General features: G+C 68.6%; 18 protein-coding genes and 1 pseudogene. 8 read left to right on the top strand and 11 right to left on the bottom strand.

Going from position 1 to position 20,733, the window contains the following annotated elements; translation table 11 throughout:
* Positions 1–73: 73 nt before the first annotated feature.
* Entirely contained in the window at positions 74–2,617 is a 2,544-nt protein-coding gene (gene pepN / locus PARN5_RS0100770; RefSeq protein ID WP_017997895.1) for an aminopeptidase N, read from the top strand.
* A gap of 71 nt (positions 2,618–2,688) precedes the next feature.
* Positions 2,689–3,576 carry a 1-acyl-sn-glycerol-3-phosphate acyltransferase gene (locus PARN5_RS0100765; RefSeq protein ID WP_232419267.1) on the top strand — a complete coding sequence of 296 codons (888 nt, stop codon included), beginning with the start codon at positions 2,689–2,691 and terminating at the stop codon, positions 3,574–3,576.
* Between the two features lie 150 nt (positions 3,577–3,726).
* Here the strand turns inward: PARN5_RS0100765 and proB are convergent, their stop codons facing one another.
* Together proB and obgE are read right to left on the bottom strand one after the other, a co-directional pair.
* A complete protein-coding gene (proB, locus tag PARN5_RS0100760) occupies positions 3,727–4,839 on the bottom strand; it encodes a glutamate 5-kinase (protein WP_017997893.1) in 1,113 nt (370 codons plus the stop codon).
* The gene (gene obgE, locus PARN5_RS0100755) at positions 4,827–5,858 is read right to left on the bottom strand and encodes a GTPase ObgE (RefSeq protein WP_026155070.1); all 1,032 of its coding nucleotides are present in this window, start codon (positions 5,856–5,858) and stop codon (positions 4,827–4,829) included. The genes proB and obgE overlap by 13 nt, the downstream gene beginning before the upstream one ends.
* 120 nt (positions 5,859–5,978) lie before the next feature.
* On the opposite strand from obgE, the gene PARN5_RS0100750 reads away from it, so the two are divergent.
* The 4 genes from PARN5_RS0100750 (at position 5,979) to eno (ending at position 9,928) form a co-directional block, all read left to right on the top strand.
* Positions 5,979–6,317 (top strand): SMR family transporter, encoded by a 339-nt coding sequence (locus tag PARN5_RS0100750; RefSeq protein ID WP_017997891.1) that lies wholly within the window; start codon positions 5,979–5,981, stop codon positions 6,315–6,317.
* A gap of 54 nt (positions 6,318–6,371) precedes the next feature.
* The gene (locus tag PARN5_RS0100745; protein WP_017997890.1) at positions 6,372–7,787 is read left to right on the top strand and encodes a protein adenylyltransferase SelO; all 1,416 of its coding nucleotides are present in this window, start codon (positions 6,372–6,374) and stop codon (positions 7,785–7,787) included.
* A 14-nt stretch (positions 7,788–7,801) separates the two neighbouring features.
* Complete coding sequence (locus PARN5_RS0100740) at positions 7,802–8,581, top strand: endonuclease/exonuclease/phosphatase family protein (protein WP_017997889.1); 780 nt, start codon at positions 7,802–7,804, stop codon at positions 8,579–8,581.
* A 69-nt stretch (positions 8,582–8,650) separates the two neighbouring features.
* Entirely contained in the window at positions 8,651–9,928 is a 1,278-nt protein-coding gene (gene eno, locus PARN5_RS0100735; RefSeq protein ID WP_017997888.1) for a phosphopyruvate hydratase, read from the top strand.
* 48 nt (positions 9,929–9,976) lie between these two features.
* Here eno and PARN5_RS0100730 read toward each other — a convergent pair whose 3' ends face one another.
* The 3 genes from PARN5_RS0100730 to cysS are packed head-to-tail and all read right to left on the bottom strand — an operon-like array spanning position 9,977 to position 13,857.
* Entirely contained in the window at positions 9,977–10,825 is an 849-nt protein-coding gene (locus tag PARN5_RS0100730) for a squalene/phytoene synthase family protein (RefSeq protein ID WP_017997887.1), read from the bottom strand.
* Entirely contained in the window at positions 10,822–12,438 is a 1,617-nt protein-coding gene (gene cimA / locus PARN5_RS0100725; RefSeq protein ID WP_017997886.1) for a citramalate synthase, read from the bottom strand. The genes PARN5_RS0100730 and cimA overlap by 4 nt, the downstream gene beginning before the upstream one ends.
* A 33-nt stretch (positions 12,439–12,471) precedes the next feature.
* A complete protein-coding gene (cysS, locus tag PARN5_RS0100720; protein ID WP_017997885.1) occupies positions 12,472–13,857 on the bottom strand; it encodes a cysteine--tRNA ligase in 1,386 nt (461 codons plus the stop codon).
* Between the two features lie 156 nt (positions 13,858–14,013).
* Here cysS and PARN5_RS0100715 point away from each other — a divergent pair, with 156 nt between their 5' ends.
* The gene (locus PARN5_RS0100715) at positions 14,014–14,355 is read left to right on the top strand and encodes an MmcQ/YjbR family DNA-binding protein (protein WP_017997884.1); all 342 of its coding nucleotides are present in this window, start codon (positions 14,014–14,016) and stop codon (positions 14,353–14,355) included.
* A gap of 89 nt (positions 14,356–14,444) precedes the next feature.
* Here the strand turns inward: PARN5_RS0100715 and PARN5_RS0100710 are convergent, their stop codons facing one another.
* The 6 genes and pseudogenes from PARN5_RS0100710 to rmuC form a co-directional block, all read right to left on the bottom strand.
* Positions 14,445–14,903 carry a pore-forming ESAT-6 family protein gene (locus tag PARN5_RS0100710; RefSeq protein ID WP_036744635.1) on the bottom strand — a complete coding sequence of 153 codons (459 nt, stop codon included), beginning with the start codon at positions 14,901–14,903 and terminating at the stop codon, positions 14,445–14,447.
* A 97-nt stretch (positions 14,904–15,000) separates the two neighbouring features.
* Positions 15,001–16,098 (bottom strand): ABC transporter ATP-binding protein, encoded by a 1,098-nt coding sequence (locus PARN5_RS0100705; RefSeq protein ID WP_198289594.1) that lies wholly within the window; start codon positions 16,096–16,098, stop codon positions 15,001–15,003.
* 56 nt (positions 16,099–16,154) lie between these two features.
* Positions 16,155–16,961: an ABC transporter permease gene (locus tag PARN5_RS0100700; RefSeq protein ID WP_017997881.1), complete on the bottom strand. Its 807-nt coding sequence runs from the start codon at positions 16,959–16,961 to the stop codon at positions 16,155–16,157.
* Positions 16,958–17,827, bottom strand: coding sequence for an ABC transporter permease (locus PARN5_RS0100695; protein ID WP_017997880.1), 870 nt, complete (start codon positions 17,825–17,827; stop codon positions 16,958–16,960). Before PARN5_RS0100695 ends, PARN5_RS0100700 begins: the two co-directional genes overlap by 4 nt.
* Before the next feature lie 93 nt (positions 17,828–17,920).
* Positions 17,921–18,342 (bottom strand): annotated as a pseudogene (locus PARN5_RS21375) (secondary thiamine-phosphate synthase enzyme YjbQ).
* A gap of 63 nt (positions 18,343–18,405) precedes the next feature.
* Positions 18,406–19,854 carry a DNA recombination protein RmuC gene (gene rmuC, locus PARN5_RS0100685; RefSeq protein ID WP_017997878.1) on the bottom strand — a complete coding sequence of 483 codons (1,449 nt, stop codon included), beginning with the start codon at positions 19,852–19,854 and terminating at the stop codon, positions 18,406–18,408.
* Between the two features lie 140 nt (positions 19,855–19,994).
* Here rmuC and PARN5_RS0100680 point away from each other — a divergent pair, with 140 nt between their 5' ends.
* Complete coding sequence (locus PARN5_RS0100680) at positions 19,995–20,543, top strand: NAD(P)H-dependent oxidoreductase (RefSeq protein WP_017997877.1); 549 nt, start codon at positions 19,995–19,997, stop codon at positions 20,541–20,543.
* Positions 20,544–20,733 lie beyond the last annotated feature (190 nt).

Below are 20,733 nucleotides of genomic sequence, written 5' to 3'. Positions count from 1 at the left end.
CACTAACACTTGGGTTTCGCGCAAGTTCCCTTGTGCCAGCGATTTTTTTCACCTGCGGAAAGGTGCCCGGGCCATGACCGTCACGCAATATCTCGCCGACTGGCGTCCCTATCCCTTCGCGATCGGCGAAACCCGGCTGGAATTCGTGCTCGCCCCGCGCGCGACGCGGGTGCGCTCGCAGATCGACTTCCGCCGCAGCGGGCCGGGCGATCTGGTGCTGGACGGCGCCGGGCTGAAGACCCTGTCGCTGGCCCTGGACGGCCAGCCGCTGGACCTGGCCCTGGCCGGCGCGGACCGCCTGGTCATCCCCGCGGCCGACCTGCCCGACGCCTTCACCTTCGAGGCCGAGGTCGAGATCGACCCCGAGGCGAATACCGCGCTGGAAGGGCTCTATCTCTCGGGCGGCATGTTCTGCACGCAGTGCGAGGCCGAGGGCTTTCGCCACATCACCTGGTATCCCGACCGGCCCGACGTGATGGCGCCCTTCCGCGTCACCATCAACGCGGACCAAGCGGTGCTCTTGTCGAACGGCAACCCCGCCCTTCAGGCGCCCGGCCGCGCGGTCTGGGTCGATCCCTGGCCGAAGCCGGCCTATCTGTTCGCGCTGGTTGCGGGCGACCTGCGCGCCATCTCGGACAGCTTCACCACCCTGTCGGGCCGCAAGGTCGCCCTGAACGTCTGGGTCCGCCCGGGCGACGAGAGGCGCGCGGGCTATGCCATGGAAAGCCTGATCCGCTCGATGCGCTGGGACGAAGAGGCTTATGGCCGCGAATACGATCTCGACGTGTTCAACATCGTCGCCGTGGACGATTTCAACATGGGCGCGATGGAGAACAAGGGGCTGAACATCTTCAACTCCAAGCTGGTGCTGGCCACGGCCGAGACCGCGACCGATGGCGACTATGAGCGCATCGAGGGCGTAATCGGCCATGAATATTTCCACAACTGGACCGGCAACCGCATCACCTGCCGCGACTGGTTCCAACTTTGCCTGAAAGAGGGGCTGACGGTCTTCCGCGACCAGCAGTTCACCAGCGCCATGCGCTCGGCCGCGGTCAAGCGCATCCAGGACGTGCAGACCCTGCGTGCGCGCCAGTTCCGCGAGGATGCGGGCCCGCTGTCGCACCCGCCGCGCCCGGACCACTATCAGGAAATCAACAATTTCTACACCGCCACGGTCTATGAAAAGGGCGCCGAGGTCATCGGCATGCTCAAGCGGCTGGTGGGGGAGCAGGGCTATGCAGCGGCGCTGGACCTGTATTTCACCCGCCACGACGGCCAGGCCTGCACCATCGAGGACTGGATCAAGGTGTTCGAGGATGCCACCGGGCGCGACCTCGCGCAGTTCAAGCGCTGGTATACCGACGCCGGCACGCCGCGCCTGACGCTGGTCGAGGACTGGCAGGACGGCGCGCTGACCCTGCACTTCCGGCAGGAAACCGCGCCGACCCCGGGCCAGCCGCAAAAGCCGCCGCGCGTCATCCCCATCGCCGTCGGCCTGATCGGCCCCAATGGCGACGAGGTGCTGCCGACCACGGTGCTGGAGATGACCGAAGCCGCGCAGAGCTTCCGCTTCGACGGGCTCGGCGCGCGGCCGGTGGTCTCGCTTTTGCGCGGCTTCTCGGCCCCGGTGACGGTCGCGCGCGAGATCACGGCAGAGGAGCAGGCGCTGCTGCTCGCCCATGACACCGACCCTTACGCGCGCTGGCAGGCCGGGCACGACCTGGCGCTCGACGCGCTGATCGCCTCGGCGCAAGGGGCGGCGGCCGATGCCGGCTTCAGCCGCGCGCTCGGCGGGCTCTTGGACGATGCCGAGGCCGACCCGGCCTTCGCCGCGCTGTGCCTGGCGCTGCCGGGCGAGGAAGAGATCGCCACCACCATCGCCGGCCGCGGCGCCATCCCCGACCCCGACGCGATCCACGCCGCGCGCGAGGCGCTGGCCCGCGACATCGCCGCCGCGCACGAGCCCGCGCTGGCCCGGCTTTACCAGGCGATGGCCGACGCCGGCCCCTACCGCCCGGATGCCGAGGGCGCGGCGCGGCGCAGCCTGCGCCTCGCCTGCCTGGGTTACCTCAACCGCCTCGACGCCGGCGCCCGGGCCGAGGCGCTGTTCGACGCGGCCGGGAACATGACCGAGCGGCAGGGCGCGCTGGAAAGCCTGATCGCCGCCGGGCGCGACAGCCGGGCGCTGGCCGATTTCGCGCAGGAATTCGCCGAAAACCGGCTGGTGATGGACAAGTGGTTCATGGTCCAGCCGCTGCGCGTCGCGCCCGCCCAGGCGGTGGCGCGGGCGCGCGACCTGGCGGCGCGGCCGGATTTCGACTGGAAGAACCCGAACCGCTTCCGCGCGCTGATCGGCGGGCTGACCGCGAACCATGCCGCCTTCCACGCGGCGGACGGCTCGGGCTACGCTTTCGTCGCGGAATGGCTGATGCGGCTCGACCCGGTGAACCCGCAGACCACCGCGCGCATGTCCACGGCCTTCGAGACCATCGCGCGCTACGACGCCACGCGGCAGGCCCATGCCCGCGCCGCGCTGGAACGCATTGCCGCCCGGGACGGGCTGTCGCGCAATACCAGCGAGATGGTTACGCGCATCCTTGCCGGTCTGGCATGAGCCCGGACGAACCGCTCTTGCGGGCATCCGGAGCGCACGGCAATACTGCCGGCATGGATGCCCGCGAGGACATGACCCAACGCCTTGATCCGCTGATCGCCGAGCGGGCGCCATGGCTTTTTTCCGGCCGCTGGCATCACGCCGCGGCGCGCCGGGCGCTGATGTGGCTCCTGCGCTATCCGCGCACGCTGGATCTCGCCGCCGAATATCGCGACCTGCCCACCGACGAGATCATGCGCCGGCTGGCGACGCTGATCGTGCGCGACCTGCAAGTCGAGGGGCTGGAGCAGATCCCGGCCACCGGCCCGGCGCTGATCGTCTCGAACCATCCGACCGGCATCGCCGACGGCATCGTGCTGAACGCGGTGATCGCGGCAGTGCGCGACGATCTGTTCATCTATGCCAACCACGACATCCTGCGCATCCTGCCGCAGTTCGAAAGCCTGGTGGCGCCGGTCGAATGGCGGATCGACAAGCGCAGCCACGCCAAGACCCGGGCGACGATGGACTATACCCGCGCAGCGCTGGAGCGCGGTCGGATCGGCCTGATTTTCCCCTCGGGCCGGCTGGCAAAGCGCCGCGGCCTGCAACTGGACGAACGGCCCTGGATGGCCAGCGCGGCGATGATCGCGCGGAAATTCGACGTGCCGGTGATCCCCCTGCGCATCCGGGCACGCAATTCGGCGCTGTTCTACCTGCTCGACGCCATCCACCCGACGCTGCGCGACGTGACTCTGTTCAACGAGGTGCTGAACAAGGCCGGGCAGCCCTTCCGCGTCACCGTCGGCGCGCCGATCCTGCCCGCCACCCTGCCCAGCCGCAGCGAGGACAGCATCGCGGCCCTGCGCGACGCCGTTCTGGCCCTGCCTGCGCCGGGCGCCGGTGCCGCGCGGCTGTCGCAACTGCGCCGGCTGTCGCAGGGTCGGCATGCGCTGGTCAAGGCGCGGCCGATCGAATAGGCCAGTTTCCCGCGGGCGCCGCCGCATGGGTATTTGGAAAACGGTGAAGGCGCAAAGGGCGAGAACACCCGAAGCCCCTTTGCCTTCACTGTTTCCCAAATACCCCCGCAGCCGTGCAAGAGGCGCTAGAGCGCCTGCCAGACGGCCGCGTCAGACCACCATGTCGTCGCGATGGATCAGCGCGGCGCGGCCGGGATAGCCCAGGATCGCCGGGATCTCGTCGCTGCGGTGGCCGGCAATGGCGCGTGCCTCGGTCGAGGCATAGCGCACCAGGCCCGAGGCGAGCCGCGCCCCGTCATGGCCCAGCACCACCACCGGATCGCCGCGGCCGAAGCGGCCGGCGACGGCGGTGACCCCGGCCGGCAGCAGCGACTTGCCCTGCCCCAGCGCCCGGGCCGCGCCGGCGTCGACGGTGATCTCGCCCTTGGGCTTCATCGCCGCGATCCAGCGCTTGCGCGCCGCCTGCGGGTCGGTGTCGGGCAGAAACCAGGTCACGCGCGCGCCCCCTGCCACCGCCGCAAGCGGATTCAGGACCGAGCCTTCGGCGATGGCCATGGCGCAGCCGCCGGCGACCGCGGTCCGCGCCGCCATCAGCTTGGTCTTCATGCCGCCCTTCGACAGGCCCGAGATCGGGTCGCCGCCCATGGCCTCGATCTCGGGGGTGATCTGCTCGACCACCGCAAGGTGCCGGGCGGTCGAGTCGGTCTTGGGATTGGCGGTATAGAGCCCGTCCACGTCCGAGAGCAGCAAGAGCTGGTCGGCGCCGCAGGTTACCGCGATCTGCGCCGCCAGCCGGTCGTTGTCGCCGAAGCGGATCTCGTCGGTGGCCACGGTATCGTTCTCGTTCACGATCGGCACGGTGCCGAGGCCCAGGAGCGTCTGCATCGTCGCGCGGCTGTTGAGATAGCGGCGCCGGTCGGTGGTGTCATCGAGCGTCACCAGCAGCTGCGCGGTCTTGACGCCATGCGGCGCCAGCGCCTCTTCATAGGCGCGGGCCAGGCGGATCTGGCCGACCGCCGCCGCCGCCTGGGATTGTTCGACCCGCAGTGGGCCGGCCGGCAGTTCCAGCACCAGCCGCCCCAGCGCGATGGCGCCCGAGGAGACCAGCACCACGTCCGTGCCCCGCGCCCGCGCCTCGGCCACGTCGTCGCAAAGCGCGCGCAGCCATTCGGTGCGCAGCCCGTTGCCATCGACCAGCAGCGCCGAGCCGATCTTGACCACCAGCCGCTGCGCCCGGCCCAGTTCGGGGATCAGGGCTGCCACGGCTTGTCTTCCTCGGCCACGGCCGGCCCGCGCGAGGGCAGGATCTGCGCCCAGAGCGCGCGCAGCACCTCGGGCACGCCCTGGCGCGAGACGCCCGACATCAGCAGCACCGGCCCGCCGATCTCGGCCTCCAGCGCGGCCTTGCGCTCGGCCAGGGTCTCGGCGTCCAGCGCGTCGATCTTGTTCAGCGCCGTCACCCGCGGCTTTTCGGCCAGGGCCGGGGAATAGGCCTGAAGCTCGGTCAGGATGGTGCGGGCGTCCTGGGCCACGTCCTCGGCAGTGCCGTCGATCAGGTGCAAAAGCACGCGCGAGCGTTCGACATGGCCCAGGAACTGGTCGCCGAGGCCGCGGCCCTCGCTCGCGCCCTCGATCAGGCCGGGAATGTCGGCCATGACGAATTCATGCCCGTCGATGCCGACCACGCCCAGGTTCGGGTGCAGCGTGGTAAAGGGATAATCGGCGATCTTGGGCCGCGCGTTCGATACCGCCGCAAGGAAGGTGGACTTCCCGGCATTGGGCAGGCCGACGAGCCCGGCGTCGGCGATCAGCTTCAGCCGCAGCCACAGCGTGCGCTCGACGCCCTCCTGTCCGGGATTGGCGTTGCGCGGCGCGCGGTTGGTCGAGCTCTTGAAATGCAGGTTGCCGAAACCGCCGTTGCCGCCCCTGGCCAGAAGCACGCGCTGGCCGGGCTCGGTCAGGTCGGCGATCACGGTTTCCTGGTCCTCCTCCAGGATCTCGGTGCCGACCGGCACGCGCAGCACGATGTCGTCGCCCGAGGCGCCGGTGCGCTGTGCGCCCATGCCGTGCTGGCCCGACTTGGCGAAGAAATGCTGCTGGAAGCGGAAATCGATCAGCGTGTTCAGCCCGCCCACCGCCTCGGCCCAGACGTCGCCGCCCCGGCCGCCGTCGCCGCCATCCGGGCCGCCGTATTCGATGAATTTCTCGCGGCGGAAGGACACGCAGCCGGCGCCACCCCCGCCCGAGCGGACATAGACCTTGGCGAGATCGAGGAATTTCACGGGCAGCACCTCTGGGATTGGCAAGTCACCGGGATAGTCAGATCGCGACCCGGGTTCAAGGGCGGCGTGACTTTCCGCCCTGCGCCGGCTTAGATGAGGCCAGATTCGCCGGAGCCGCCCATGCCGATCACCACCTATGCCACGCTTTTCACCGCCATCACCCTGGAGGTCATCGGCACGACCTTCCTGCAACGCAGCCAGCAATTCACTCAGCTTGTGCCGACGCTGGCGATGGGGCTGTGCTATGCGGCCTCGTTCTATTTCCTGTCACTGGCGTTGCGCGCCATGCCGCTGGGCATCGCCTATGCGATCTGGAGCGGGCTCGGCATCGTGCTGGTCTCGCTGATCGGGCTGGTGGGGTTCGGCCAGAAACTGGACCTGGCCGCGGTGATCGGGCTTTCGCTGATCGTCGGCGGCGTGGTGGTGGTCAACCTGTTCTCGAACAGCGTCTCGCATTGAGCAGGGCTTAACATTTCGGCAATCGCGGCTAGATAATGTCGAAAGGAGGGTCCGATGATCCACTTCGACAACAGCTATGCCCGGCTGCCCCAGGGCTTCTTCACCCGCACCCATCCGACGCCGGTGCGCGATCCGCAGCTGGTGGCGCTGAACCGTCCCCTGGCCGAACGGCTGGGCCTGGATGCCGATTGGCTCGCCAGCCCCGAGGGCATCGCCATGCTGGCCGGCAACGCCCTGCCCGAGGGGGCCGAGCCCATCGCCCAGGCCTATGCCGGCCACCAGTTCGGCGGTTTCGTGCCGCAGCTGGGCGACGGCCGTGCCGTGCTATTGGGCGAGGTGGTGGCGCCGGACGGCGCGCGCTTCGACATCCAGCTGAAGGGCGCGGGGCCCACGCCCTTCTCGCGCCGGGGCGACGGCCGGGCCTGGCTGGGGCCGGTGCTGCGCGAATACCTGGTCAGCGAATTCATGGCGGCCTGCGGCATCCCGACCACGCGCGCGCTGGCCGCCGTCGCCACGGGCGAGCAGGTGATCCGCGAGACCCTGCTGCCCGGCGCGGTGCTGACCCGCGTCGCCGCGAGCCATATCCGCGTCGGCACCTTCGAATTCTATGCCGCCCGCGGCGACCGCGACCGGCTGCAACTGCTGGCCGATCACGTCATCGGCCGGCACTATCCGGCTGCGGCAGATGCCGGCGAATTGCTGGAGGCCGTGGTGGCGCGGCAGGCCGCGACCATCGCCGGCTGGATGGCCTTGGGCTTCATCCACGGGGTAATGAACACCGACAACATGGCGGTCTCGGGCGAGACCATCGACTATGGCCCCTGCGCCTTCATGGACGAATATCGGCCGGACAAGGTGTTCTCCTCGATCGACGCCCATGGCCGCTATGCCTGGCGCGAGCAGCCCAACATCGCGGTCTGGAACCTGGCGCAACTGGCCAGTTGCCTGGTGCCGCTGATGGGCAATGACGACGCCGCGGTCGAGCGCGCCACCCGCATCGTGCACGGTTTCCCCGAGATCTATCAGCGCGAATGGCTGGCGCGCTTTGCCGCCAAGCTGGGCATTTCCGACCCGCGTCCCGAGGATCGCGCCCTGGTCGAACGCCTGCTGACCCTGATGGCCGAGGCGCGGGCGGATTTCACCCGCAGCTTCGCCGGGCTGTCGGATGGCACGGCGCGGGCCGAACTCGCCGATCCGGCCGGCTTCGACGCCTGGGTCGTCGACTGGCAGGCCCGCCTCGCCGGGCTGGCGGATGCCCAGGCGGTGATGGCCGCGGCCAATCCGCGCCGCATTCCCAGGAACCACCGCATCGAGGCGGTGATCGCTGCCGCCCGGGACGGCGACTATGCCCCCTTCCACGCGCTTGACGCGGCGCTGCGCGAACCCTTGCAGGATCGCCCGGAATGGGACAGCTTTGCCCTGGCGCCACGGCCCGAGGAACTGGTCCAGCGCACCTTCTGCGGCACCTGAACAACGACAGGCCCATGGCGAAAAGTCCCGACCATCTGCGACTGGCCAGCTACAACCTGCACAAATGCCGCGGCATGACCGGCCCGCATGCGCCCGAACGCAACCTCGCGGTGATCGCCGAACTCGGCGCCGATGTCATCGCCCTGCAAGAGGTCGATTTCCGCTTTGGCGCCCGGCCCGAGGCGCTGCCGCGGGCGCTGATCGAGCGGACCACCGGCATGGTGCCCGCGCCCTTTCTCGGCACCGGCGAGAATTCGCTGGGCTGGCACGGCCAGACCATCCTTCTGCGCCCCGAGCTGCGCGACAAGGCCGAGATCCGCCGCCTGCCCCTGCCCGGGATCGAGCCGCGCGGCGCCCTGGTGCTGCGCCTGCCCGGGCTGACGGTGGTGGCGATGCACCTGGGCCTGATGCGCTCGTCCCGGCGGGCGCAGCTTTCGCGCATCATCGCCCAGGCCCGGCGCATCGGCCACGACCGCATGGTGCTGACCGGCGATTTCAACGAATGGCACGATTCGCGCGGGCTCGAGGCGCTGGAGCCCTTGCGCATCGTCACCCCCGGCCCCAGTTGGCCCGCGCCCTTTCCGCGGCTGCGCTACGACCGCTTCGCCATGTCGCGCAGCATCGAGCTGCGGGATTGCGGCGTGCTTGACAGCGACATGGCCCGGCAGGCCTCGGACCATCTGCCGGTCTGGGCCGACCTGGTGGTCGATGCGCATGAGGACGTGCCGCGCGGCTATCACCCGGCCCGCATCACCTCGCGCATCCCTGGCGAGGATGATGCCGCGACGGAATAATGGCGCTTTTCCGGGCCGGCCCGCTCGGCTAAACAACGCCCAACCATTGTCACGAGAGGGACGGAAGCCATGACGGCCATCATCGACATCTTTGCGCGCGAGATTCTGGACAGCCGGGGCAACCCGACGGTCGAGGTCGATGTGACGCTGGAGGACGGCACCATGGGCCGCGCCGCGGTGCCCTCGGGCGCCTCGACCGGCGCGCATGAGGCGGTGGAAAAGCGCGACGGCGACAAGGCGCGCTACATGGGCAAGGGCGTGCTGGAGGCCGTCAATGCGGTCAATGGCGAGATCGCCGAGAACCTGATCGGCGAGGACGCGACCGACCAGATCGGCATCGACCGGCTGATGATCGAACTCGACGGCACCCCGAACAAGGGCCGGCTGGGCGCCAATGCCATCCTGGGCGTGTCGCTGGCCACCGCCAAGGCCGCCGCCGAAGCCTCGGCGCAGCCGCTTTACCGCTATGTCGGCGGCACGGGCGCGCATGTGCTGCCGGTGCCGATGATGAACATCATCAACGGCGGCGAACATGCCGACAACCCGATCGACATCCAGGAATTCATGATCATGCCGGTCAGCGCGGAAAACATCCGCGAAGCCGTGCGCATGGGCTCCGAGGTGTTCCACACGCTGAAGAAGGAACTCTCGGCCGCCGGCCTCGCCACCGGCGTCGGCGACGAGGGCGGCTTCGCGCCGAACCTCAGCTCGACCCGCGACGCGCTGGACTTCATCCTGAAGGCCATCGAGAAGGCCGGCTATGCCCCCGGCGACGACATCATGCTGGCGCTGGACTGCGCCTCGACCGAATATTTCAAGGGCGGCAAATACGAGATGAAGGGCGAGGGCAAGTCGCTGAGCCCGGCCGAGAACGTCGCCTACCTGGAAGCGCTCTGCAACGACTACCCGATCCTGTCGATCGAGGACGGCTGCTCCGAGGACGACTGGGACGGCTGGAAACTGCTGACCGAGCGCCTGGGCGACCGTGTGCAGCTGGTGGGCGACGACCTCTTCGTGACCAACCCGGCCCGCCTGGCCGAGGGTATCGCCAAGGGCTGCGGCAACTCGCTGCTGGTGAAGGTGAACCAGATCGGCACCCTGACCGAGACGCTGGACGCCGTGCGCATGGCCGACCGCGCCCGCTACACCTCGGTCATGTCGCACCGCTCGGGCGAGACCGAGGACGCCACCATCGCCGACCTAGCCGTGGCGACGAACTGCGGCCAGATCAAGACCGGCTCGCTGGCGCGCTCGGACCGGCTGGCGAAATACAACCAGCTGATCCGCATCGAGGAAATGCTGGGCGCCTCGGCGGTCTATGCCGGGCGCTCGATCCTGCGCGGCTGATCGGCTGCGCCGGAAAACAAGCAAGGGCGGCGCGCAAGCCGCCCTTTTTCATATCCACCAGCGATGGGTCAGGGCGAAGCGCGTCAGGGCCAGCCGCTTGCGGAACTCCGACACCTGCGCCCCGGCCAGGGCCTCGATGCCGCGCGGCGCCGCCTCCAGCACGGCCTTTACCTGTGCGCCCGGAAACAGCACCGGCGCCAGTGCGCGCGGCACCGCGCGCCGCCCAGCCCGCGCCTCGGCCAGCTTCGCCCGCGCCATGCCGGCAATCTCGGCCAACACCGGCGCCGAGGGCTCCCAAAGCCCCAGCCCCAGCCCCTGCAAGGCCGGCAAAGCCGCAAGCCAGGCAACCAGCCCCGCCCCCTCGGCTTGTGCTGCAATCACCTCCCCGACCGAATTTCTTTCTTGGACAAATATCCCACGGGGGTCCGGGGGTGTGAAACCCCCGGCAGCAACCCGGGCAGCCAGAGCGGGCGTCGCCGCCTTCGGCCCATCGAGGGCCTCGGCGGCGAACAGGACCAGCGGCGCCGCCGTTTCCCGCACATAGGCCGCGACCGCTTCAGGCCCGCCATGCGGCTCGCGCGCCGCATCGCGCCGGCGCGGCTCGGCCAAACCGGCAAAGGCGCCGGCCCGATCGCCCCAGGCCTCGGCCAGCGGCGTCAGCAATTCATGCGACGGGCGCTGGCCTTGCCCGATCGCCTCCAGCCGCTCGATCCACCATTGCAGCCGCATCTCGGCGATCAGCGGCTCGTTCGAGGCCAGCGGCGCCCGCGCCAACTCCAGGTTCAGCGCATAGAGCGTCAGCAGCTTCGGCCGCGCCTCGGCCGGGGCCAGCAGGCAGATGCCGAAGCGCTCGGGGTCATGGGCGCGCAGGCTTTCGGCGCAGGCGTCAAGGCTCATGCCGGACCGACCCCGTCGCGGATCAGCTTCCAGCGGATCGCATCGACCAGCGCCTCGAAACTGGCATCGACGATATTGGGCGAGACGCCGACCGTGGACCAGCGGTTGCCATGGCCGTCGGCGCTGTCGATGATGACGCGGGTCGCGGCATCGGTGCCGCCGCCGGTGATGCGGACGCGGAAATCGACCAGATTCATGTCGTCGATGGCGGCCTGATAGGGGCCCAGATCCTTGGCGAGCGCCCGCCACAAGGCGTTGACCGGGCCGCGATCCTGCCCTTCGCCGTCCATGCTTTCGCTGACCGAGAGCATGCGCTCGCCGCCGATCTCGACCACCACCACCGCCTCGGAAACCGAGATGCGTTTTCCCAGCGCGTTCGTCCTGCGCTCGACGGTGACGCGATAGCGCTCGACGTCGAAGAAATGCTGCATCCGCCCCAGCTCGGCCAGCGCCAGCAGCTCGAAACTGGCCTGCGCGCCGTCATAGGCATAGCCCTGATCCTCGCGCGCCTTGACCAGGTCCAGGATCCGCGCCAGCGCCGGATCGTCGCGGGCGATCTCGATCCCGGCATCCGCCAGACGCGCACGCAGGTTCGACTGCCCGGCCTGGTTCGACATCGGGATCACCCGCTCGTTGCCAACGGCCGCGGGTTCGACATGCTCATAGGTCGCCGGGTTCTTCAGGATGGCGCTGGCATGCAGCCCGGCCTTGTGGGCAAAGGCCGAGCTGCCGACATAGGGCGCGGCACGCGCCGGCGCGCGGTTCAGGATCTCGTCGAGCCGGCGCGAGATCCGGGTCATCTCGGAAAGCCCCTTCAACCCGGTCTCATAGGCCGAGGCATAGGGCTGTTTCAGCAAGAGCGTCGGGATCAGCGTCGTCAAGCTGGCATTGCCGCAGCGCTCGCCAAGGCCGTTCAGCGTGCCCTGGATCTGCCGCGCTCCGGCATCGACGGCGGCCAGCGTGCAGGCGACCGCGTTGCCGGTGTCGTCATGGGTGTGGATGCCCAGCCGGTCGCCCGGGATGCCCGCCGCGATCACCGCGCGCGTGACCTGCCCCACGCGGTCGGGCAGCGTACCGCCATTGGTGTCGCACAGCACCAGCCAGCGCGCGCCTGCCTCCAGCGCCACCCGCAGGCAGCGGATCGCGTAATCCGCATCCTCGGCATGGCCGTCGAAGAAATGCTCGGCATCGAACAGCGCCTCGCGGTCCTGGGCCACCAGATGCGCGACCGAGGCGCGGATGTTCTCGAGGTTCTCCTCCAGCGTGATCCCCAGCGCCTCGCGGACGTGAAACGGATGGGTCTTGCCGACGATGCAGACCGCCGGCGTCCCCGCATCCAGCACCGCCGCCAGCACGTCGTCGTTCTGGGCCGAGCGCCCGGCGCGCTTGGTCATGCCGAAGGCGGTCATGGTGGCGCGGGTCGCGGGCGCCGCGGCGAAGAAATCGCTGTCGGTCGGATTGGCGCCGGGCCAGCCGCCCTCGATGTAATCGACGCCCAGACTGTCCAGCATCAGGGCAATCTCGGCCTTCTCGGCGGCCGAGAACTGCACGCCCTGGGTCTGCTGCCCGTCGCGCAGGGTGGTGTCGTAAAGGTAAAGTCGCTCGCGCGGCATCGGGGCATTCCCCTTTCGGCTGGCTGGTTCGGATTATTGCGGCAAGCGGGCGGGATCGAATCCGGCGCCGGGCAGAAGCTCGGTGCCGTCCCTGGTCATGCGGATCTCGACCCCGGCTTCGGCCAACTGGCGCTTGAGCGCATCGACGGCCGAGAAGTCCTTCCGCGCCCTGGCCTCGGCGCGCAGGCTCTCCATCCGGGCGGCCAGGGCCGAGAGATCCGGGCCACGCGCCCAATCGCCCAGGTCCTCGCCCAGCAGCCCCAGCAGTTGCGCCGAGGCCAAGAGCCCCGCCGCATCGCCCTGCCCCGCCAGCTCGTGCAACGCCGCGATCGCCCCCGCGGTATTGAGGTCGTCGGCAAGCGCGGCGATGACGGCGGGGGCCGGGCTTGGCGCGGGGTCGATCCCCGCGACAAGCCCGCGCCATTTGCGCAGGCTCGCCTCGGCCTCGCGTGCCTTCTCGGCCGTCCAGTCCATCGGCTTGCGGTAATGCGTGGACAACAGCACGAAGCGGATCACCTCGCCCGGGATGCCCTGGTCCAGCAGATCGCGGACGGTGAAGAAATTGCCCAGGCTCTTGGACATCTTCCGGCCCTCGACCTGCAGCATCTCGTTATGCAGCCAGACCCGGGCGAAATCGCCCTGCGGATGGGCGCAGCAGCTCTGCGCGATCTCGTTCTCGTGATGGGGGAATTGCAGGTCGATGCCGCCGGCATGGATGTCGAAGCTCTCGCCCAGCAACTCGTAGGACATGGCCGAGCATTCGATATGCCAGCCCGGACGGCCGCGGCCCCAGGGGCTGTCCCAGCCCGGCAGTTCGTCGTCCGAGGGCTTCCACAGCACGAAGTCCATCGGGTCTTCCTTGAAGGGCGCGACCTCGACCCGCGCCCCCGCGATCATGTCGTCGACCGAGCGGCCCGAGAGCTTGCCGTAATCGGCAAAGCTGCGCACCCGGAACAGCACATGGCCGTCCCTGGCATAGGCATGGCCGCTCTCGATCAGCTGGCCGATCATGCGCAGCATCTCGTCGATGTAATCGGTGGCGCGCGGCTCGTGGTCGGGGCGCAGCGCCCCCAGCGCATCCATGTCGGCATGATACCAGCCGATGGTTTCCTCGGTGCGCTGGCGGATCAGCTCCTCCAGCGTGCCCGTGGCGCCCGCCTGCTGCCGGGCCAGCGCGGCCGCGTTGATCTTGTCGTCCACGTCGGTGAAATTGCGCACATAGGTCACATGCTCCGGGCCATAGACATGGCGCAAGAGCCGCACCAGCACGTCGATCACCACCACCGGCCGGGCATTGCCCAGATGCGCGCGGTCATAGACCGTCGGGCCGCACAGGTAGAGCCGCAGGTTCTGCGGGTCCAGCGGCTGGAAATCCTCTTTCCGGCGGGTCTTCGTATTCGTCAGCCTGATCTCGACCATGACTTCCCCTTTGCGGGCGTCATCCGGTCAAACTAGAACCGCCCGCCTGAAATTTCAGCCGGTAATGATGCAGCGGAGGGCGGCGGTTCTCACCTTCATGCGCCTGCCTTAACGCATTGTCTTGCCTCTGCCAAGAGAGGCTGCGACACTCGCGCCATGAGCCGCGAACTGGTCAACGAGATCTGTGCCGCCCAGCCCGGGGCCGAGTGGTCGGACCCTTGGGGCGGCGGCCATGATTGCTGGAAGATCGGCGGCAAGAGCTTTGCCGTGACCGGCGCCACGAACGGTCTGGTCTCGGTCAAGACCGACAGCGCCGAGACGGCGCGCTTCCTGATCGAGACCGGCGTCGCCGAACGCGCGGCCTATCTGCATGCAAGCTGGGTCGCCCTGCCGCTGGATTCGGCCCCGGACGAGCTGGCGCATCGCATCCGCCATTCCTATCGGCTGGTGCGCGGCGCGCTGCCGAAAAAGACCCAAGCCACGCTGCCGCCGCTCTAGCGGTCGACGGCCGGCCCCTGCCCCTCGCGGATCGGGACCGGCCGCAAGCCGGGGTCCGAGCGACTGGACCCCGGTTCACGAAACCGGCGTCAGGCCGGCACTTGCGAGGCGAGCTGTTGCAAGAGCGCGTCCATCTGCTTGCAGAGCGCGTCCTCGGTGGTGTTCTTTTCCTTGGCGGCATCGGCCAGGGTGCGCTCGACCCCCATGGCCGAGACGGTGCCTTCCTTGCCCTTGGCCTCGGCCGCATCGCCCTTGGCGGTATCGCCGGCCGGGATCATCGCCAGAAGCTTGGTCTGGGTCTCGACCGCCTTGGCGTCGATATAGCCCTTGTCCTGGCAATAACCCAGCACGCCCAGCTGGTTGCGGGCGCTTTCATAGGCGGCGCCGCTGTCCTGCGCGGCAGGGGCCGGCGCGGCGGCGGCCGGGGCTTCGGCCGTGGCAGCGGGGGCCGGGGTCGCCGCCTCTTGCGCCAGGGCGCCGGCGGACAGGCCGGCCACGGTCAGGGCCGACAACAGGGCCACGCGGAATGTTGCGGAACGTGCGATCATCTCGATCTCCGTCTGTTGCATTGTGCGCAGACTGTGGCATGGGCGGCGCCGGGCCGCAAACCGGCTCGGCGGAATGCCGCGGCCGGGGTCGGGCGTTTCAGCGGAAAAGCACCAGCGAGCCCGGAGACCAGCTCACATTCGCGCGCGTGCCCACGTCCTGCACCTCGCGGCCAAAGACGTTGCGCATGGCGATGCGGATCGGCCGGGCCTGGCCGTCGAAACCGGCCGAACCGTCCAGCCGGACGTCGTAATAGGTCATGTCGCCGTAATAGACGACCTCGTCGATCACGCCCTCGGCAACCCGGGCCTGGCCCGGCGCGCCGGCCGAAACCAGCGACACCGCCTCGGGCCGGAACCCGACCGAGGGGCCATCGTCGCCGGGATCGGCATGGCTGACATTGGCCGCCGGGATCTCGACCCGGCCGAGGCCGGGCACCTCGACCTCGACCCCCGAAAGCGTCTCGCCCAACACCCGCGTCGGCAGGAAGTTCATCACGCCGATGAAATTCGCCACCCGGCGGCTGGTCGGGCGGGCGTAAAGCGCCTCGGGTCCGTCGAGCTGGGCGATCTGGCCCTCGAACATCACCGCGATGCGGTCGGACATGACCAGCGCCTCTTCCTGGTCGTGGGTGACCAGCACGAAGGTGATGCCGACCTGGCGCTGCAGCTTGATGAGCTCGACCTGCATCTGCTCGCGCATCTTGCGATCCAGGGCCGAAAGCGGCTCGTCCAGCAGCAGCACCTTGGGCTTCAGGATCAGCGCGCGCGCCAGCGCCACCCGCTGCCGCTGCCCGCCGGACAGCGCATGGCTGGCGCGTGCGCCATAGCCTTTCAGCCCGACCATGGCCAAAGCCTCCTCGACCGCGGCGGCCTTTTCGGCCTTGGAACGCGGGTCGCGGCGCAGGCCGAAACCCACGTTCTCGGCCACGGTCAGATGCGGGAAGATGGCATAGGACTGGAACACCATGTTCGTGGGACGGCGGTTCGCCGGCACCCCCTCCATGTCCTGGCTGTCGATCAGCACCACGCCCGAGGAAATATCCTCGAAGCCGGCGATGGTGCGCAGAAGCGTGGTCTTGCCGCAGCCCGATGGGCCGAGCAGCGAAAAGAACTCGCCCGCGCGGATGGTCAGGTCGATGCCGCGCAGCGCGTGATAGTCGCCATAGTATTTCTGCACCTGCCGGCATTCGATCATCGGCTTGGCCCCGGCCATGGCGGCGCGATGGGCGGCGGTGGTTTTCTGGCTCTGGCTCAAAGGAAGCCCCCCGTGTCCTTGGCGCCGGTCTTCGCGATGCCGCGACGGCGGAAATATTCTGCGACGGTCAGAAGCAGGATCGACATCACCACCAGCACCGTCCCCAGCGCCATGATCATCGGGATCTGCTTCGGAAAGCGCAGCTGGCTGAAGATATAGGTCGGCAGCGTCGGCTCGTTCCCGGCCAGGAAGAAGGCGATGATGAATTCGTCCAGGCTGATGGTGAAGCTCATCAGCAGCGACGAGATGATCCCCGGCATGACCAGGGGCAGGATCACCAACCGGAAGGCGCTCCATCGCGTCTCGCCCAGGTCATAGGCGGCCTCCTCCAGCGAGCGGTCGAGCGAGTTGAAGGCCGTGGACAGGATCACCGTGGCATAGGGCATGCAGATCAGCGTATGGCCCAGCATGACCGTCAGGATGCTGAGCTTGACCCCGATGGAGAGCAGCACCACCAGAAGCGAGATCGAGACGATGATCTCGGGCAGCACCAGCGGCAGCATGATCAGCCCCATGATCGGCCCCTTGGCCGGAAACGCGAAGCGGGTCGAGGCGCGGGCGGCGAAGATGCCGAGGCAGGTGGCGAAGACCGAGGAACAGACCGCGATGGTCAGCGAATTCACCAGCGCCCGGCGCAGCGAGGCGTTCTCGGCCATCTGGGCGAACCATTGCGTGGTGAAGTCCTTCAGCGGAAAGGCGATGATGGTGCCCGAGTTGAAGGCGAAGACCGGCAGCAGCAGGATCGGCGCATAGAGGAACAGCAGGTAGGCGATCGCATAGGCGCGCAGCCCCCCGCCCTTCATTGCCGCACCTTCAGGAAGCGGCGGTTTAGCGCCACGAAGACCAGCGACAGCACGGCGACGATCAGCATGGCGGTCACCGCCAGGGCCGAGCCCATCGGACGGTTGTCCTGGTCCAGCATCTGGCTCTGGATCATGTTGGCGATCATCGGGATCTTGCCGCCGCCGATCAGCGCGGGCGTGACATAGTCGCCGATGGTCGGGATGAAGACGATCAGCGCCGCCGCCACCACCCCCGGCATGGCCAGGGGCAGCGTCACCCGCCAGAAGGTCATCGCTCGGCTTTCGCCCAGGTCGCGCCCGGCCTCCAGCAGCGAGCGGTCGATCTTTTCCAGCGCGATGAAGATCGGCAGGATGGCGAAGGGCGCATAGGTATGGGCCAGCGTCAGCACCATGGAATTCACGTTGTAGAGGATGAAGGTCAGCGGCTGCTCGATGATGCCCAGCGTCTTCAGCCCCGAGTTGATGACGCCGTTATAGCCCAGGATCACCTTCCACAGGAAAACCCGGATCAGGTAGCTGGTCCAGAAGGGAATGGTGATCAGGAACAGCCACATGGACTTCTTGCGCGGATCGACCGCGAAGGACAGGAAATAGGCCACCGGAAAGGCCAGCACCACCGTCACCAGCGTCACCAGCGCGGCCACCCCCAGCGAGCGCAGCATGATCTTGTGAAAGATCGGGTCGGACCAGACGGCGCGGTAATTCTCCAGCGTGAATTCGCGGATGACGGTCAGGTAGCCGTCCTTGAAGAAGGAATAGGCCAGGATGGTCAGGAGCGGCGCCGCCAGCACCAGCACCGCATAGCCCAGCGGCGGAGCGATCAGGCCCAGCCCCTGCGCCGCTTGTGATCGGTTTCCTGAAGCCATGCCCCGCCCCGGTTGCTTGCCCGTTTGTTACGCAGGTTTTCACAACAAACAATCAAGGGGAAGCAATTTTCGGTCGGTTCTCCACAGCTTTCGTCAGCCTGCCTGAAACTTGACCAGCACCTCGCGGCGATGCGGGGCGCGGCGATGCTCGACCAGATAGATGCCCTGCCAGGTGCCAAGCGCCATGCGCCCGTCCGCGACCGGGATCGACAGGCTGACCGGCAGCACCGCCGCCTTGAGATGCGCGGGCATGTCGTCGGGGCCCTCGGCGCGATGGGTCAGCTAGGCCATCGACGGATGATCGGCCGGCGGCGCGATGCGGCGAGCCAGCCCAGCAGGTCGCGCTGCACGTCGGGGTCGGCATTCTCCTGGATCAGCAGCGAACACGAAGTATGGCGGACAAAGACCGTCAGCACCCCCTCCTCGGCGCCGGCCCGGCGCAGCCAGCCGGCGATCTCGCGCGTGATCTCGTGGCAGGCGGGGCCATGCGTGGCGATGGTCAGGACCGTCTTCATCTCCGCCCTCCGGCCGGATCCCGCCGCAGCCTGGCTTTCTCTGTTTCAGAAATACCCAAAAGCCTACTCCGCCGCCTCGTCGGGCGCTTCCAGCCTGGCACCGTCATGGTCGAGCCCCAGCCGCTTCTGGGTGCGGGCACCGAGTTCGCGCAGCATCTCGGCCTGGCGGATGACATTGCCCGGCCCGCGCGTCAGCCGGTCGAGCGCGGTGGCATGGCTTTTCTGCGCCCGCTCCAGCGCGGTGCCGACATCCTCGATGGCGCCGACGAAACCGTGCAGCTTGTCGTAAAGCTGGCCGGCGCGGGCGGCGATCTGCATGGCGTTCGATTCGCGGCGCTCGACCGTCCAGATGTGATCGACGGTGCGCAGCGTCAGCATCAGCGTCGTCGGCGTGGTCAGCCCGACCCGGTTCTCCATGGCGAAACGCGCGAGGTCGGGATCGACCCGCAGCGCCTCGGAAAAGGCGCCCTCGACCGGGACGAACATCAGCACGTAATCGACCGCGCCCTCGTCCAGCGCCTGGTAGCCCTTGGCGGCGAGGCCGGTGACATGGCCGCGCATGGCGGCGACATGGCGGCGCAGCGCCGCCTCGCGCACCAGCCCGTCCTCGGCATTCACCGCCTCTTCATAGGCGTTCAGCGACACCTTGCTGTCGATCACCAGGATCTTCTTCTGCGGCAGCTTCACGATCACGTCCGGCCGCCACAGCTTGCCGTCGCCGTCGCGATGGCTGGTCTGGGTCAGGTAATGCGTGCCGGAAAGCAGGCCCGAATCCTCGAGGATGCGCTCCAGGATCATCTCGCCCCAGGCGCCGCGCTTCTGGCTGTCGCCCTTCAGCGCCCGGGTCAGCGCCACCGCCTCGCGCGAGATGTCTTCCGAGCGCTTGTGCAGATATTCGATCTGCTCGCGCAGCCGGGCCCGCTCCTCGTCGGTGGCCTTGTTGCGGGCCTGAAGCTCGGTCTGGAAGCGGTGCACCTGGTCGCGGAACGGCGTCAGCAGCGCCGAAAGCTGCTCGCCATGCGCCTTTTGCATCTCGCTGCCCTGGGTCTTCAGCGTCTCATGCGCCATCAGCCGGAACTGGCCGGTCATCTCCTCGCGCAATTCGCGCAGGGTGGCGAGATCGCGCTCGGCCGCCTCGCGGTCCTTCTCGGCGGCAAGCCGCGTCTCGGCCAGCATCCGCTCCAGCCGCGAGACCGACTGGCGCTCGCCATGCAGCGCGTCGGTCAGGGCGTCGCGTTCCTCGACCAGTTCGCGCATGCGCTGGCCCAGGCCCTCGGCCCGGGTCTCCAGCCGGCTCGCGGCCAGCAGCTGGTCGCGCAGCTGGGCGGCCTCGGCCTCCAGCCGCGCCAGCAGCGCCGATTCGCGCGCCGCGAACGCCTGCGCCGAACGCCGGGTTCGCCACAGCTGAACAAGACACAGGACCAGCGCGGCCAGCGCCACCGCCAAAGCCGCGCGCAGGTTGCCCGAATTCGCCAGCCAATCGTGCAATTTCACCGCCATGTCCTCGGGCATAAGCGCCTCGTTGTTTCGCGCCCGGCGGGCGCCCGGCGTGACTGTTCACCTTTTTCCCCATGATTGCAAGCCGCACGGGTCTTTCCTCCGGCCGCCACCGCGCCTAGCTTCTGGCCATAAACCGTCAAAGGAGATCAGGCATGGCCAAGTCCGTCGCCGTCATCGTCGGCTCGCTGCGCAAGGAGTCGATCAATCACAGGCTGATGCTCGCGCTGCAAAACCTGGCCGGAGACCGGCTGCAATTCCATCCGCTGCATATCGGCGACCTGCCGCATTACAACGAGGAACTCTGGGCCGAGCCGCCGGTCCCGGTGCTGCGGCTCAAGGACCGGGTCGAGCATTCCGACGCGGTGCTGGCGATCACGCCGGAATACAACCGCAGCTATCCGGGCGTGATCAAGAACGCGCTGGACTGGGGCACCCGGCCCTATGGCGAGAATTCGTGGAAGGGCAAGCCGGCCGCCGTCACCGGCGCCTCGCCCGGCGTGATCGGCGCCGCCGTGGGCCAGGCCCGGCTCAAGACCGACATGCTGGCCGTCGGCATGGTGATGATGTCGGCGCCCGAGGCCTATATCCAGTGGAAGCCCGAGGCCTATGCCGCCGACGGCCGCGTCACCGACGAGACGACGGCGAAATTCCTCGGCGGCTTCGTCGACGCCTTTGTCGCCTGGATCGAGAAGCACGGCTAACGGGCGGTTTCGCACCAGGGCTCAGGCCGGCGCCGGACCCGCCGCGGCGCGCATGAAGGCCAGCAGGCCGCCGGCGAAACGCGCTGTCGCCGGCCTGCACACCCCTCTCGTTGATCCAGTCGAAAAGCGTGCCCGGTTCGGAACTGCCGGATCCCATGTGCCAGCCGGCGAATTGCCGCTCGGGCAATTC

The sequence above is a fragment of the Paracoccus sp. N5 genome (assembly GCF_000371965.1).
Lineage (GTDB): Bacteria > Pseudomonadota > Alphaproteobacteria > Rhodobacterales > Rhodobacteraceae > Paracoccus.
Note: the sequence above shows the minus strand (reverse complement) of the source record. Positions and strands in the feature narration are given on the sequence as shown.